Consider the following 16,179-nt stretch of genomic DNA (forward strand, 5'->3'; position numbering starts at 1 on the left):
AGGGGCATGGACGTATCGAAAGCCGAAAGAGCGAGGTAATCACCGATCTGGTCTTTGTTGACTACAGTATTTTGGGTAGGTATAAGGTCTGTGGTACGGATCACCTCTACGCGCGAACTGGGGAACAAGATAACAACGGAAATGCGATACTATATCAGTAGTCTTGCAGAAGACGCATACTATTAACACTTATATCAGACAGCACTGGGGAGATATCTCCATTTCGGTGCGCTTCAGTCGAAATGACAACGATTGATTTATTATTAACGCAAAGCTATTTTTGAACCATGTAAGACATATAAGCTCAAACGGTTTATATGTTCTCAAATGTCTTAGGTTGCGAAAAACCAAAACTATGTGTTGCAATCACCCTATAAATCAATTGCTCTACCGGTTGGCCGAGATTAATAAATGATGGGTCAGTTAATTGCCAGATTATTGGATGCACGCTGCTCTTGCCATCGGCATCAATGGATACTTCTTTCTCTCTTCGTCAACAACAACCTATTCACTATCTGGTTTTTGGGCTATTTTGAGTTCTAGGCCAGATTATTTGGTAAATAGCTGAATCTAGAAAGCAGTTGGGAAGAGTTCTTGATATTTGTTTCAGAGGGAGAGGAACAATATTGTATTTACTCGGCAATCCATTTAGCGGCCACTTTACACTGAAATGGAAGAGTCACTATTAGTGAAATATGCACTTAACAACCAAAAGTTATTTGTTTCTTATTTAGTGCCAAATTTTTGTACAACAATATGTTCTTCCAATTTAGGCATACATACATAACAAATGTAATCAGGATGAATATTAACGCCTTTTAGATACCATTCCTGCCCTTTGTAAATAACAATATCTCTCAAGCAGTTAAACTCTCCTAGCCCTTCGATAATACCTGTACCTATAGCTTTCAATACTGCTTCTTTTCTCACCCATATCTCGTAAAAGCTATCGTTAGCATGATGCGAAGCCGAAATAAATTGCTGCTCTTCATGATGAAAATACATCATTAGATTCTGATATTCAACTAATCCCTTTTTTTCTATATCAATACCAACGGATGCATCTGTTGAATAGGTAAAAACCACAAGGTTAGAAGAGTGAGAAATATTAAATGCATTCCAGTTACTAATTATAGGTTTATTACTGTTTTTACGGCTCCAATTTTTCAACAAATCTTCATCACCTGTGTCAATTAAAGACTCCCTTAACATTAACCTGGCAATTAATCGCGATTTCTGATCAGGCAGGTATTTGTACTTCATTACGTCCATTGCCATGAATTGAGGCAATAAGCTCAAATAATAATCCATACAATCATCTTCTATAACATCAATACTACAATACTTTACTACAACCATAGTTTTTTCACTTAAGATTATAAAAAATAATTATTCCATTTTTTTAACTAACCTATTAATTGGGAGGAATAAAAATTCTGGATGTTAAATTATAATTTTTCACTATTTTCATTTCCTATTTATATTTTAAAGTTTGAATATCTTTCATCACACCCAGCGTTTCTTTTATCAAATATTTTTTTTTAAACAAACCTTCCTATGGATATTTATTAACCAGGTCCAATTTGAAAGAAATGTTTTCATTAATACCATCTGAACGACTTTTAAAATACCCCGATACAATTCCTTGCTGAATCATTTTTGAAAACCAGCTTAAAGTTGTTTCTGGAAAGTAAATTCCTTTTTTAGCAAGACTATCAATTGATCGTTTATGTATATAATTGATACAACGTGGTGTTCTGATATATCGCTGAACCCAATTATCCATTAAATGAACGATACTTTTTTCATCATCATTCCCCCGATACATTTCAACTTCCCGATTAAAATGCATCAAATCTAAAAACTCGATATTAAAGCCTATATTTTTAAGCATATCTATAATTTTTGGGAAAGAAATAGCATAAGGATTTTCTATGTGCACACAATCGTCAAAATCAGAATCCTTTCCAAGACAGAATTCGACTATCCCCTTTGCTACAACATCAACATAAGAAAAGGAAATTTCTTCAGTATAATTTCGTGGAATTTTTTCCAGCAGCATTGCTCCCTGAATTATTTGGAAGATTCTGTTCTGTTCTATATTCCACTGAAATTTCCCTGTTGATGATTCTGCAGCAATATGCCCCACCCTATATATTTTTCCGGTTCCTCCATTTTCATAAAAAGATCTGATAATGGCTTCGCCTTCATATTTCGTCTTTTCATAATCTGACATAAAAGATTGTCCGATATTAAAATCATCCTCTGCAAAATCCTTATGAGATCCATTCGATAAATAGCCGGCTACAGCCAGTGTCGAGATATAATGAAAAGTTTTCTTTTTTCCAGTTTTTGCAATGTCAATTAGCTTTCCTAATGCATTTATGTTTGTTTCTTTTAATCCAAAATAGTCTTTAAGCAGATTAATATCAGCTGCTGCATGCAAAATAAGATCTGCTTCTTCGACAATCACTCTCAAAGAAGAGGTGGACATTCCAAGATGTTCTTTAGAGAGATCTCCCCGGACAATCCTTACCTTTTCCTTATTGAGTACCAAATCCTCAAAATAATAAGCAAAGACCTCTTTAAGTCTTTCTTCGGCCTCCTGTTGAGTACCCCCCCTAACCAGGCAATATACAAGGATAGATTTCTCCTGAACGAGCTCATTTAATAAGTGCGCCCCTAAAAACCCTGTAGCACCTGTCAGAAATACGGTTTTAGGCTGTTGATTAGTTTGTACTGAAGCACTCTGTTTAAGCTGATGCAGCGGTTGTCCGATTGACACAAGGCCTGCGTCACGAATCGCTGCCTGCAACCCATCTGGATAATCATGCGGATTCAAACTATCTTTTAAAACAACTATAAACTCTTGCAAAAGCGTTTTTATAAAATCTCTGCTAAAATACTTTGACTGATAATGTATATCCAACATTATCGATTCTCCAATGAACCTACAGGTAAAATAGATTTTGTATTCCTGCTGTGCCTGTATACTTCTTGTCAAACCAGAATTAAAATGAGCAGGTTTCATTTCGATTGATTCATTTCCAAATTTTTCAGGAAAGTAACCCAAATAGTTGAACAATATGTCAGCTCTGCCTGAACCAATCCCATCAAAATTCATCTTATACAAATTCAGATCATTTGCAGACAAGGCAATCTTATCAATCAAACTCGATGTAATTTCCGGTTGAAGTTCAGCGGTTCTGATATTAACAGGCATAGTCAATGCCCACCAGGCAACTGATCTGCTTAAATCCGGTAAATCTTTATGTTGTGGACGTCCATGAAATTCGACATCAACGGTTATTTCATGCCTATTAATTTTCTCCATCAAAGCACTGGCAAACGCGCTAAGCAAATAGCCACTCACTGTAGATTTTGATTGTTTTTCGTCTAGATGCCTTAACAAATAAGAGATTTTGTCATTCAGTTCGAGGTTGAATTGCCCAATGCGCTCATCATCATTGCTCGAGTATTGTTGCAAAACAGGTAACTTGTGTAAGGGTTGGTAGTTGGATTGAAATGAAGCCCCGGGAACATATTTCTTATGATTTAATGCGGTATAAAATTCGGCAACCGCATTTTCTCTTGCCACAACGACCTGTTTGTTGTTACCAGTCTGTTCATAATAATCAAGCAGTTCATCGATAATAATATTCCAGGAAATAACGTCTATTGCCAGATGATGACAGGCCATAAACAAATAGTCATTCCCCTCCGTATCTATAAATACATGTGCAACAAATAGCTTTCCCTGCTCGATTTTAATCTCCTTAAGCAAAGCCGCCGAAACTTCCTGAATCTGAAGGGAGACAGAAATATCTCTGGCCAGAATAGTCACCCCCATTTCTGTCCTTGCCAAATATCCATTTCTGAATATATTCAAGTCCTCTTTCTTTTTAAACGTCTTACTGAGCTGGCTATGTCCTTGTATCACCAAATTCATAGCAATTGCGAGATTTCGCGTGTTAATACTGCTTTTTGTTTCTAATAATATACTTTGACAATAATAATCTAGATCGAAATTCCTCTTACTGAGAAAATGATGCTGAGAAAAAGTAAGTTGATCTGCATCCTGAAGTTTTTTTTCATTTACCTCCATCAACAACCTCAGCGGATCAAGTCCGACAAATTCTTTAAATACAGGATGATAATTAAGGTCCGTAATGCGAATTTTATATCCTAGTCGCTGTAATTTTCCAATTAATTGTATCGCCAATAAAGAATCACCGCCTTGCTCGAAGAAATGATCAGCATTGGAAACAAAATTCACATTCAACACTTTTTTCCAGCAAGCAGCTGCATGTATTGCCCAGGTACCATCCAATTCGTCGTTCTCATTTACGGTTGTTATCAACTCAGTCTTTTGAAATTGCTTCACAAGAGCAGCCAGGTCTATTTTTCCATTTGAATTGAATGGAGTATCCGTATAGAAGAAAATGTTTCCCGGAATTTTATATGGCGTTAGCTTATCCAGCAACCAGTGCTTCAACTCTTCCTTTTTTAACTCTTTTCCATCTATCAGTTTGATGTACGCATCAAGCACATGATGTCCAGAGTTAACCGAAGTTGTGGCAAAAGCATGTTCTATAGAAGGATGTGCCAATATCACGCGCTCTACCTCACCGAGTTCGATACGATATCCCTTAACTTTTACCTGTCTGTCTGTCCTATAAAAGAACTCATAATTGCCATCCGCCAACTTTTCACAGAAATCTCCGGTCCGGTAGTATCTGGTTTGCTGACCTGCTGATTCTTCTAAGATGAAACTATTGGTATTTTCATCCCCATTGGTAAGATATCCCGGACTTACACCTGGTCCGCCAATGTACAGCTCACCTCTTTGGTGCCCTGCATTTGCTAAAAAGCAAACGGTATCTCCCAGGGGTTTGCCAATTGGAACCGACAAAGTACGGTCGAAATGAACAGACGAGGCATTTACATGAAACATCATCGCCCCAACAGTCGTTTCTGTTGGTCCATAATGATTGTAAAGCGTTTCACATGTTCTAGAAAGAAAGATGTTCTTTACCGTTTCCCAGCTTAGTTTCTCTCCACCAAGAACAATTGTTTCAATAGACTTATGGTTACATTGCTCTCCGCTATCAATTAGCGATGTAATATGAGAAGGGGTTATTTTCAGGAATGAAATTTGGTCGTCATTGATGATCTTGTTAAAAATAGCTGGGTCCGTCGATTCTATTTTATTTAATATTCGGAGCATTCCACCGGAAACAAGTGCCATCAGCACATTAGTCATCCCCAAATCAGCAGCAAATGTGGTCACGTGTGCTGCATGTAGTCTATCAGGTTGGTTCAAAACATCGAAAACTGCAAATGTATAATGTAGTACATTTTGATGACTGATTTGTACGGCTTTAGGTTTTCCGGTAGTACCACTGGTAAGTAAGATGTAACAAATCTCAGGAAATAAGATATTGCGATTATAATCATCATAGGATATCGAAACTGCCCCATCAAGAAGCTCATGAAAAGTATATAAGCTAAATGGGAAATCCCCACATAAAGCACTATATTCTTTGCTCACAATCATGGCCTGAGGAACAATAGAATTAATTTTATCTTTATTGATCGACGCCCCATCTTCTTCATCCAGCATCACAGGAATACCTCCGGCAAAGAGTATTCCCCAAAAGCAAATGATGCTGTCTGCATCTTTTCTACTCACACAAACAATTAAGTCACCTGGATTTATTGTTTGTGTCAAAGCAATTGAAACTTTGGCCGCCGCTAGATTCAACTCTTTATAACTGAGCTGTTTATTTCGGTCTTTGATAGCGATACGATCAGGATTCGCTTTCGCAATTTCTATAAACAGCGCTACTAAGCTGGAATACTTAATCTGCATACAAATAATTTAAATGTAATGAATGTATATTTCGATCAGGAAATATTTTCCTGTTAGATGTAAAATTTAAGGATAGGCCTGGCGTGTAGGTCTTATGGAAATATTGTCAAGATTTACATTTCCGGGCAGAGAAAGTAAAAAACCAATCACTTCTGCAACATCCCTGGCAATCAATACCGGTCCGATTTCTTTTTCATATCCGCTAAACCACTCCATATTATACCCACCGGTTTGCTGAAAACTTGTGCTTACAATTCCCGGTTCAATCAGCGATACCCTGATTCCTTTTGGTCCGATATCCCTTCTTAAAGCTTCAGTAATACCATGGGCTGCAAATTTTGTAGAACCGTAAACAGGATTAAAAGGTGAGACGTTGCGGCCAATTGAAGAACCTATAACAACAATATCAAGTGGATTCTGAATGTAATCGTAGTTTTCGCTTAGCTGCTCGATCATCGCATTTGTGATTGCTCTTAGCTGATGTAAAAGTCCTTTAATATTGGTGTTAATTAAATCGTCCCACTGCATTGCATCGGAAGTAGTAAGGGTGCCAGGCAATCCGCGTCCTGCACAAGCTATAAATGCACTGGGTAAACTTCCCCAGGCAACCTGACCTGCTTTTATGCAGGCTTCAGTAACTGTTGCATTTGCAATATCTCCGGTAACAATCAACGATATTTTTTCATTGGCAATTTCATCAACAATGTTTGCTACTTCTCTGAGCTTATGAGGATCCCTGCCTGTAAGAATCATTTTATATTTTCTTTCGGCTAAACTAATAGCAGTCGCCTTTCCGATACCTGATCCAGCTCCTGTAATTATTACTATTCTTTGTTTCATATCGCGTCATATTTTTTTAACCCGTTTAACTCCCTTACTTCAAAAAGACTTCCACCTGTAAAAAGTGACAATCCGGTCAAAATCCCGCCTATCAATCCTGTTAGTAACATTAATACGAATTTCGGGAGAGAAATAAGCATGGCAATTCTGTTTAAAACATGACCATCCAGTACAAAATCGAAATAGATGTTACCGAAGAGCCATACCAAAAAGCCCGACAGAAATCCTATAGAAAACAAGGATACTTTCCATCGAAGACGGTTAACTATTATTCCCCATATAAAAACTGGAATGACAAAAAACCACCAGGGATTTTCTATAAGAATAGCAGACAAAAACAATAGCACAATACTTATACAAATGGTGATCAGATTATTAATTAAATTTTTATTCATTTGAGCTAATTTTATTTTTCTTATTTATTGGTGTTTTTTTGTGCTTCTTCCTGCGACATGTAAAAATTCAATTCATAATATTTACCCTTGGTCCAGTCGGTTAAAAAATCATCATAATTAGGGCTACCTATGTTACCAGATTGACCACCTGGATAAATCCCATAAGCTTTTGGCCGGTCTCCTAAAGCTACAATCATTCTCCAGGAAGGGCCCCAGTTCTTCGAAATTGCATTAACAGCTTCCGGATGCCCCGAAGAGCTAATGTTCATTCTGCTAAAAGCATCTATATTACTGAGGTGCATTACATTAATTTTATTATATGCCCCCCATTTCGAATTATCTGTACTTTTAATACCATTATACGTAGTAACTGCTTTGATTAAAGCTCCGGTGATAATCGCTGTGATGTTTTCTCTTTTTCCAGATATCGGTGTATAAAAATATTTTCCTTCCGGACTATTCTTGATCATATTAAGTAATACATAGTCGTCTGGTGCTTTTGTATAAAATGGAAATATCTTCAGTTCCTCCCAAGCTGCTTCCTTAATATTTTTCCACCAGAATTCGAATAACAATGCATTAACATCATTGAAATCATAAGTTCCCTTCCAGTTATGTAATGTGGATATTTTGTGGAGCTGTTCCTTATTCAGGCTCCGTAAATCAACATGATTAAGCAATAGCGGCAAAGCGTCTAGCGAAAATTTATTTACATTATCTAATTGAATCGCCTCCATATCTTTGATATCAAAATCATTGTGACTGGCAAGAAGCTGTTGAATCCGATTTGCACGAATCTCACTATAGTATCCACTATAATAGTAGGGATAATCCTTTCCGGTGGGATGTTGATTTGCCGAAAGCACATAATTTGACGATGGATTCAATAAACCAGGCAAACTATCAACCGGAATATACCCCCTTTGTAAAAGCCGACTTCGTGTTCCATCCAATATAAAACGCCCCTCTGCAGCTTCTCTCCTTGCTAACTTTCCCTGATGATTAATTGCAATTGTATTGTCCTTACATGCGAAAGTAAAATTCTGTATAGGGCTGGAGAAATTTGCTATTGCATTTTTATAGTCGCTATATCTTTTTGCTTTGTTTAATTTGATGAAAGTGCTGAACTCATTAGAAGGACGATGTAATTCCCATTTAAGCGCTGAGTTTTTTAATCCTCCTTGATTTCCAGCAAAGTTTTTATCATAAACTACAGGTCCTTGTGGTGCACGATAAATTGTATCATAAAATGACGGCTGATTTTTCCGCTTTATTTCAACAACAGAAGACTCAAGCTTCTTCCATTTTCCATCCATTTCATACTTTTTATAGTCGTTGGTGATTTTCAGTTTATACCAATCTTTAACATCATCCGCACCATTTGTAATGCCCCAGGCGATATCCTCATTGAAGCCAATAATTACAGCTGGTGTTCCGGGAATTGACACGCCATATACATTCGTTCCGGGACAGGTAAGCTGCATTTCCATCCAAATGGCAGGCAGGGATAGATTTAAATGTGGATCACTACACAAGATTGGAAATCCGGATTTTGTTTTATTACCCGAAACAGCCCAGCTGTTACTGCCAAGTTTGGGGTTATAAGTACTTGGATTTACCATTGTACCGGCTGCCATAAACCCAAAGTTGAGGTAATCAGGTTTTTTTGTAAATACAAGATCAGGATTGATAACCTTTTTCTGTTCGCCCATTACCGGCGTTATAGGTCCGAAATAACTAGGATATAATTTATTGAAGTTTTCCTCTCCCAGAGCCATCATCATGCCAGACATGCTTAGGTCATCATCATATCCAGTTAATGTACTCGTAAGGTTTTTCATGATCAATACCGTTTTTAAATTAGACCATTCCTCCGGTTTATAATCCATTATTTTATATTCCAACGGGGTATTTTTATAATCTAATTTTTTTATATATGCATTTACTCCTTTAGTATATGCTGTTAAAGCGGCCAGCGTTTCGGAATCTTTCTCTATCATTTTCAACGATGCTTTGGCTGCTGATAAAATACCTATACGTCTTTGATTTCGATCATATTCCAGAAAACGGTTTCCAAGAATTTCTGAAAGACGACCAGCAGCTGCATCACTTATAAAATCCATTTGCCATAATCTAAACTGAGCAGTAATGTATCCCTGAGCGAAATACATGTCATCTGAGCCTTTGGCATAAATGTGTGGTACACTCCGCTGATCGAAGTATATATTTACTGCTGCTTTCAGGCCTTCTTCTTCAAGTTTTATAGTATTTCTTTTCTGTTTTGATTCTCCGTTTCTTACAGCCCCAGAAAAAGGATTTAAAAGTTTACCCATGGGCGGAATACTGAATAATTGCTGCGATAAGGCTGCAATTAATAATATCATACTCATTAGCGGGAATAGAAAACTGATTTTGATTTTTTTCATAAAATTGATATAAGGTTTAGGCAATAAATGGCTGCCAGATTAAATGTTATAATTTATCCGGTTCGATGAATAGCAAAAGGTATAATCTTAATTTTGCCCTTTCAGACGCTTACTTTCCGATTCAGCAGAAGTGGTTCTTTTACGAGCCTGCTTAACCGTTTTTTCTCCAAAACGATATGTAAAAGAAAGTCTGAGTTGACGGCTTTCAGTTTGAAAATGAGACCTTAAGTAAGTGCCAGAAAAATTTATTAACCCATTAGTTCTTAGTGTATTGAACACATCCGTAACCAATAATTTGAAAATAGCGTTATCATTAAATAATTTCTTTTGGATGCCATAATCAAGTGTCCACATCCCCCCATACCTTGTAGCCCCATTTAATGAAGGCCCATTATAATATGTGGTTAATTGAGTAGACCAACTTTTAGGTAAAACAAATGTATTATCGTTGTAAATGAAAAGTTTTGTTTGATCAATATCCAGAATTGCCTTATTTAGATTACCTGCAAATCTTGTATTGCTAATACTCAGAAAACTATAATTGCTCCACCATTTGGTAATACTAAACTGTGCAGTAACCCCTAAATTAAATACATTTTGAACGGGTATATTTTTAACCGTTTGGATACTCTTATTACCTGCAAGCGTATCCAGTACCTGGGTAAAATAATCCTTTACATGGCTATAGCCGGCAATGGCTGTTATTATCTTGTATTTGTAGGTAAATTGATAATTATCGGTATACTGAGGTTTTAAAAATGAATTACCCTGGCTGAATGTTAGTTCATCCAATGGGGTAATAAAAGGATTAAGATCCTCATAACTTGGCCGATCAATACGCCTGCTATAACTAAACCCTAGTGAGCTGTATTTATTAATAACCAGGTTAATCGATCCATTTGGGAAAAGGTTTGTATAACTTGTATCAACATTGCGGTAATTACTTGCCATTATTGTGGTTAAACCGCCATTTGCAGCAGTTTGCTCAGCACGTAAACCAATTTGAAAATTGATTTTCTTGAAATCTCGATTATAGCTTAAATAAGCTGCAGAAACCTTTTCTTTATAAGAGAAATCTCTCGTTTGAGCAGGATCAAGTACTTCCGGGTTGGAATTTTTTGCATTAAAGTACTGAAAACTGTTGCGAGTGCTTACATCGTTATAGTTTAAACCAAAACTTAGTTTTCCTGATAGCGCTTTCTGTTCATAATCGGCCTTTATTGACTTAATATCAATATCTGTTGATGCCGAGGTTCTGATATTATTTTTTCTTATCAAACTATTATCCGGACGAACAAATTCATTAGGTAGCAATGCATTCAGATCATTTTTAAACGAAGTGTAATCGGCATCTATACCTAAACTTCTTCCCTCGGCATCCTGGTATTGATAATTACCATTATAATTGATTCTCCTTAGATTTTTAGTTTGGTTATTACTGGAATTTAAAATGGAGTCGAGCACATTTGTTCCCGTGTAAATATTGGTTGAGCTCTGGCTCGTAAACGGGCCATTCTGCAGTCCGCCATTGATCAGAAAGCCTAGAGTGCTTTTGCCTGATAAAAATAAATCAATGCCCCCTCTATAATTATGATTATCGTTTGTTCTGGTATAAATAGCGCTTTGGTCAAGCGTGGTAATTACATTATTGTTATTTACCTCTCTAAAGAAATCCGATAGGGTACGGTTTTTTCCATATTGATAACCATAGCTACCAAAAACATTATACTTTTTATCTCTATAATTTAAATTTATGGAACCATCATACTTGGGGGTATGGGCAAAGCTTGATGTAAAACTTACATTGCCATTAAAACCAAGTGATTTATCTTTTTTCAATCTAATGTTGATAATCCCGGCATTTCCCGCCGCAGGATACTTTGCAGAAGGATTCGTAATAATTTCTATCGCATCAATGCTGGAAGATTGAATACCAGTTAGTACAGATGCAAGATCACTTCCTCCTAAATTAGTTGGTTTTCCGTCGATGTAAACCGAAACCCCATTTTTACCGTTAACAGATATCCGGCTATTATCAACCCTTACCATTGGAGATTTTCCGAGCAGTTCTAATGCGTTAGAGCCTACTGCATTTATACTGGAAGAAACATTCAGGATCATACGATCTGCCCGAACCTCAACAAGTGGTTTAATAGCTTTTATTTCTACTGCAGCCAGATCCTGCCCTTTGGATTTTAGTTTAATATTACCTGCATCAAACCGCTCCTGACCAACAGGTATAATGATAATTTCAGAACGGTAACTATTGAATCCCAGGCTGGAAACCTTTAAAAAATAACCGCCGTTTTTAATAAAATCAAATGAAAACTGTCCATTATTATCAGATGGAATAATTTTAACAACAACTGAATCTTTCAGATTAAGTAAGGTTACGCTGCTGCCCGGTATAGGTTTATTTTCCTCATCAACTATTTTACCAGATATGATAGTACTACTAGACTGCGCAAAAATATTTGATGTGGCAAGAAATAATAAAAAAAATATAATAACAAGTAATTTTCTCATGGGTTTTAGCTTAGGTAGTTTAATTTATTTATAAATTGTTTTCTTAATAATTAGAGATAAGAATTGTTTAAATTAATTGTTTTCGTTTTTGAAGCAGATATTTCGCATAACATTGCTTCAGAATTTTTGCTATTTGAGCAGAATGTTGATGAATAAAAAAATGATTTCCTTCTAATACCTGATGTTCGAAAGTACTCGTTGTAAATTTTTTCCAATTTCTGATTTCATTCACATGTTCCTCTTCAGTCCCCATCATCGCGAACAAAGGAGTATTTACTGGAGTTTCGTCTTTCATATTATTGTTTTCTGCTATTTTAAAATCCGTTCTTAAAATCGGTTCAAAAAATTCCATCAGCTCTTTGTCTTCCATAACTTCTGCAGGCACTCCACCAAGCTTAGCCAAAGCGGCCATAAAGCCTTCGTTATCTAGCAAATATGTTGTTTTACCTTCACTAATGCCAGGCCCTGCATTACCACTAACTATTAAATAAGCGGGCTGAATGCCTGCATTTTCAAGTAAGTTGGCCACCCGTAATGTTAGTTTTGCCCCCATACTGTGGCCATATATTAAGAAATCGCCACCGCTCAGCTTAGAGATAAGCTGCTTAAGAATATCTTGAGCTGCTGTGTCGAAATCAGTTAGTAAATCTTCATTAACTCTTTTTCCCCGGCCAGGTAATTCAAGTGGTATAACTGAGAAATCATTCAAATAAGGGAGTAAGAACTGGAAGGAATGGCAATTGCCGCCAGCAAAGTGCAATAAAAATAATTGTGGTTTCTTCATTTTACTAAATATTGATCAAGAAATAATGTTTATCAGGCCGGGCTCCGCTTTTTCTACGATTAATTTCCCTTCGTCCATTTTATATAAACTGTCGGCGCAGTGGTAGTATTTATCATCATGTGTAATGGCAATAATGGTAAGGCCATCATTTTTTAGCATTGGTATAATTTCTGTATAAAATCTTTTTCTGAAATAAGGGTCCTGATCGGCCGCCCATTCATCAAGAACTAAAATTGGTTTATTTTCGAGCAACGCAACAATTAATGCAAGACGTTTTCGTTGTCCGGCAGACAGATCTGTGGTCGACAGCTTTCCGTCGGTTAACGATACCTTATCGGCGATTTCAAACAAATCGATATAAGCTTTCCATTTCTCAAGATCAATATGGTCTATACCAATAATCTGGTCAAATAAATAGAAGTCACTAAACACCGTCGAAAATAGTGTGCGGTAATCTGCATAACATTTCTGATCAACCACCTGACCATTTAACTGTATCTCTCCGGAAGAAGGGTAACGTAAGCCCAAAACGGCGTGGATGAAAGTTGTTTTACCACTACCATTGCCACCGTATATAAAAGTTACCTCTCCCTTATTAATCTCCATATCAACAGGACCTATCGAAAAAGCGTCTTCGGCATTTTTCTTGTTGTATTGAAACTCGAGCCCTTTCACCGAAATGCTGTAGAAGTCTGCTTTTGAGTAGTAGCTTACAGGAATAGCAGCATTAAATTCGGCGTTTTCAAGTTCTGTTTTCAAGGCCATTAAGTGATTTGAAGCAACCCCTGCTCTAAGTATACCTGGCAGCAAAACCATAATAGTTTCTACTGACCCCAGCAAATACAATAAGGTAAAAACGAAACTGATGGTATCTCCTGATTTTATCTTCAGCGTAATGCTAAAGAAAAGCAGTACGGAAGATATCAAAATATAGAATAAAACCTGGCCTGTTATTTGGTTATTAAGAAATCCTGTAAAGGCTTTTGTATTATTGCCCTGCGCTTCATCCGCGATATGCTGAATTTTCTTTTCGTAAATGAACCTACCTTTTTTTGGCTCCATAAAGATTTCTTTGAACCCATCCAGAATTGCATTGAAATTTTTCTGAAAATCCGTTTCCAGCATCCTCGCTTTATTAAAGTCGGTTAAATTACTTTTTGAATTCAGGTGATAAACAATCGCACCACTGGCTGCTACGCCCAATGTAATTAGAAAAAGTACCCCAGATATAGACAAGAGGTATAAAAGGCAGGAAATGGATAAGATGATTGCAGCGCAAAAATCAATAACACTCATAGAAACGTTTGTTAATATATTGATATCGCTCACCATCGCTGCATGAATTTCCATTCTTTTGGAAGATAGCTGCTGATAGTTTGCCCTCAATACCAGAGAAAGTACGTCGGACCTCAAATGCCAGAAAAGTTTCTGAGACAGATTAATAATGGCAAGTGATAGTGTTCTTCTTACCCAGATGAATCCTATAATAATTGCTGCGAAAATAAGAATGTACTCCCGGCTTATATTCGTAAATCCACCGGATATAATCAACCCGATCACTCTCGTAACGGTATTGATAAACAGGAAGCTGCATAAACCTGAAAATATTGCGAGGAAAATATATTTCAGCAACCCTATCTTTCCTATTTGTGGTAGTAATAATTTTATTAATTTTTTCATATATATAGTTAACTATAAACATTAAAGATGATTACGTTATTTCGCAGGTATTGTAATGATAAAACAGTTCCTTCTCCCCAAATAATCTTTCGGCAACCAAACCTCTTTGCAAACATTCATTGAGTAATTGATTCGATTGTACGATTGGTTTAGATTCCTCTGTATATTTGATGCTACTGATAAATTCCAGCCATGGTTCTTGCCCCATTGCATATACATATACCTCTTTTGGATGGAAAACATTTACGAGCTGCATGCCTTTTTCATAGTCAGATCCAGAGAGTCTTCTTGACTGGTCTTTGTCTCGGGCAAGATCTTCTGTTAACAACGGACCATACAGCCAGGAGAGTGGAGCACCTTCACACTCCATACCCAGAAATATAACATCAACATCTCCTATTACTCGTTGTACATGTTCATAAATTCTTGGTTCCACAATTCTTGAATCGGCAACAAATAAAAATGTAAATGAGCCGATTTCAACATGGTAACAGGTTTTGGCAAGTATATTTAAATCAGAATGTTCGCCGGTAAAGGGGATACCCGTGATCGTACAATTTTTAAAACTGATTGTCTCCATTTCATCAATTTCCACCACATTGGAAAAACCGATCTGATTAAAAACGAGTTTTAAGTTGGGATCCTGTAAGCTGCCGCTATTCGTTCCGGGAACAATTACTTGTTTAATCTTGTGTCTTAGCGGAAGCAAGGTCTCGAATAAGATATGGTCCTGGTGATTGTGTGTAATCAATACATAGTCTATTATATCCGGCAAATCAACGTCTGAAAAATGATTGACACTTGACTCATATCCATAATAGCTGATCAGGGGATCTACCAGAATGCTGACGTCTTTTGTTTCTATTAGGATGCAGGCATGTCCAAAGTAACGCATACGTACCTTGTCTCCTTCATATTTTTCATATTTGGGGTGAGGGGTTTGTGTAAAAAATGATTCAAACAATTGCCGTTCGGCGGCGGAAACACCAAGCAGGCTGGCGATATCTTCTATAGTCCCACCCTCTCTTTTCATTTTGCTCAGCAAATCGATGCCCTCGTGATCAAACGGAATATTTAATTGCAATACATTGGGCTCATTCAATCTTGGTGTACTGAGGCAAAAAGGTCGTTCGTCGTTATCAGTTAACCATAATGCAATACTTTGCGCAGTTTTCTTATAAAATTCACTCTTATACAGTAAAGCCTCGAAGAAACGAAAAGAGGCATTATTATTCAAATCATAGGTCAGCTCAACATAGCCTTTCAAAATATCAGGCACCTGCTTGTAAATTTCTTCAAGTCCATATCCTTTCGCATAAGTTTTAAGTATTTTATCCAGTTCATTTATTGCCGCAACCAATTTTAGCGAATCTGCATGGTTATGAAGCGTTTCTTCCTTCAGTTGTCTTACTTCATCCAAACGGCCACCTTTATAATCCATGAACGGCCCCCCTAGCATTTTTGGGTTGAGGATTGCGACTGCATGGATTTGGGGAGATTGCAGATAAGAATTCATAATCTTTAAATGCCGTCCGGCAATATTCATAGCCGCTGTAGCGGGAGATATCAGGTGTGTCCATGCATACCATTTCTCAACCAGAGGTTCGATAATTAAATTAGGCTTCAAGAACCATTTCTCAGTATTCATATTCATAT

9 protein-coding genes are annotated in these 16,179 nt (G+C 36.9%); all 9 read right to left on the reverse strand.

The genetic code is table 11. From position 1 onward, the window contains the following. Positions 1-726: 726 nt before the first annotated feature. The 9 genes from BCL90_RS20820 to BCL90_RS20860 all read right to left on the reverse strand — a co-directional run bounded on the left by BCL90_RS20820 (position 727) and on the right by BCL90_RS20860 (position 16,171). The gene (locus BCL90_RS20820) at positions 727-1,359 is read right to left on the reverse strand and encodes a 4'-phosphopantetheinyl transferase family protein (RefSeq protein ID WP_121286830.1); all 633 of its coding nucleotides are present in this window, start codon (positions 1,357-1,359) and stop codon (positions 727-729) included. Between the two features lie 196 nt (positions 1,360-1,555). Beyond that, the gene (locus BCL90_RS20825) at positions 1,556-5,872 is read right to left on the reverse strand and encodes an SDR family oxidoreductase (protein ID WP_121286832.1); all 4,317 of its coding nucleotides are present in this window, start codon (positions 5,870-5,872) and stop codon (positions 1,556-1,558) included. Between the two features lie 66 nt (positions 5,873-5,938). Further along, positions 5,939-6,712, reverse strand: a complete 774-nt coding sequence (locus BCL90_RS20830; RefSeq protein ID WP_121286834.1) for an SDR family oxidoreductase — start codon at positions 6,710-6,712, stop codon at positions 5,939-5,941. Continuing rightward, the gene (locus BCL90_RS20835) at positions 6,709-7,107 is read right to left on the reverse strand and encodes a hypothetical protein (protein WP_121286836.1); all 399 of its coding nucleotides are present in this window, start codon (positions 7,105-7,107) and stop codon (positions 6,709-6,711) included. Before BCL90_RS20835 ends, BCL90_RS20830 begins: the two co-directional genes overlap by 4 nt. Positions 7,108-7,127: 20 nt before the next feature. Continuing rightward, positions 7,128-9,533: a penicillin acylase family protein gene (locus tag BCL90_RS20840; protein ID WP_121286838.1), complete on the reverse strand. Its 2,406-nt coding sequence runs from the start codon at positions 9,531-9,533 to the stop codon at positions 7,128-7,130. 87 nt (positions 9,534-9,620) lie between these two features. Continuing rightward, positions 9,621-12,059: an outer membrane beta-barrel family protein gene (locus BCL90_RS20845; RefSeq protein WP_121286840.1), complete on the reverse strand. Its 2,439-nt coding sequence runs from the start codon at positions 12,057-12,059 to the stop codon at positions 9,621-9,623. A gap of 67 nt (positions 12,060-12,126) precedes the next feature. Then, complete coding sequence (locus tag BCL90_RS20850) at positions 12,127-12,843, reverse strand: thioesterase II family protein (protein ID WP_121286842.1); 717 nt, start codon at positions 12,841-12,843, stop codon at positions 12,127-12,129. Between the two features lie 15 nt (positions 12,844-12,858). Beyond that, positions 12,859-14,523, reverse strand: a complete 1,665-nt coding sequence (locus tag BCL90_RS20855) for a cyclic peptide export ABC transporter (RefSeq protein WP_121286844.1) — start codon at positions 14,521-14,523, stop codon at positions 12,859-12,861. Positions 14,524-14,554: 31 nt separating this feature from the next. After that, positions 14,555-16,171, reverse strand: coding sequence for an MBL fold metallo-hydrolase (locus BCL90_RS20860; protein WP_121287316.1), 1,617 nt, complete (start codon positions 16,169-16,171; stop codon positions 14,555-14,557). Positions 16,172-16,179 lie beyond the last annotated feature (8 nt).

The sequence above is a fragment of the Pedobacter alluvionis genome, from assembly GCF_003664035.1.
Taxonomy (GTDB): Bacteria; Bacteroidota; Bacteroidia; order Sphingobacteriales; family Sphingobacteriaceae; genus Pedobacter; species Pedobacter alluvionis.